This is a genomic window from Nitrospirillum amazonense (assembly GCF_029594735.1).
In the GTDB taxonomy this organism is placed as follows: Bacteria; Pseudomonadota; Alphaproteobacteria; order Azospirillales; family Azospirillaceae; genus Nitrospirillum; species Nitrospirillum amazonense.
In genome coordinates, this window is sequence record NZ_JARPAF010000003.1 from 178154 (window position 1) to 178820 (window position 667).

Here is a 667-nt window from a genome sequence, read left to right on the forward strand (position 1 = left end):
GACCAATGCCATCAGCGTGACGGGCAACTACAGCCAGTCGGCCGGCACCCTGGCGATGGGCATCGGCAGTGGCACGGCGGGTGAACTGCTGGTCAGCGGCGACGCCGCCTTCACTGGCGGCACGGTCGCCGTGACGGCGCTCTCGGGCAGCAACCTGATCGCGGGCCAGAGCTACACCATCGCCGAGGTGGGCGGGTCCTTGACCACCAGCGGGCTCAGCGCGGCGGCCACGGGCTTCAGCGCCACGCTGGGCACGGGCGCCAACGACCAACGCCATCAGCGTGACGGGCAACTACAGCCAGTCGGCCGGCACCTTGGCCATGGGCATCGGCAGCGGGACGGCGGGTGAGCTGCTGGTCAGCGGCAACGCCGCCTTCAGCGGCGGCACCGTGGCGGTGACGGCGCTGTCGGGCAGCAACCTGATCGCGGGCCAGAGCTACACCATCGCCGAGGTGGGCGGGTCCTTGACCACCAGCGGCGGGGCCGCCACCGATCTGCTGCTGACCCTGCTCAGCGACTATGTCAGTGGCACGCTGGGGACGCTGACCAACACCGGGACCATCAACGCCGCCACGGCGGTGCTGATCACCAGTGCCGGCAGCCTGGGCACCCTGGCCAACAGCGGGGCCATCATCGGCAATGTGATCAATGCCAGCGCCAATGACCT

General features: G+C 69.9%; 2 protein-coding genes. Both read left to right on the forward strand.

Features of this window, described 5'->3' with window-relative positions; translation table 11 throughout:
• Positions 1-349 (forward strand): hypothetical protein (locus P5F91_RS19225; protein WP_277907965.1); only part of this gene is annotated, 349 nt, incomplete at its 5' end.
• On the forward strand, positions 282-667 hold a 386-nt coding region (locus P5F91_RS19230; RefSeq protein ID WP_277907966.1), incomplete at its 3' end, for a hypothetical protein. The genes P5F91_RS19225 and P5F91_RS19230, both read left to right, overlap by 68 nt.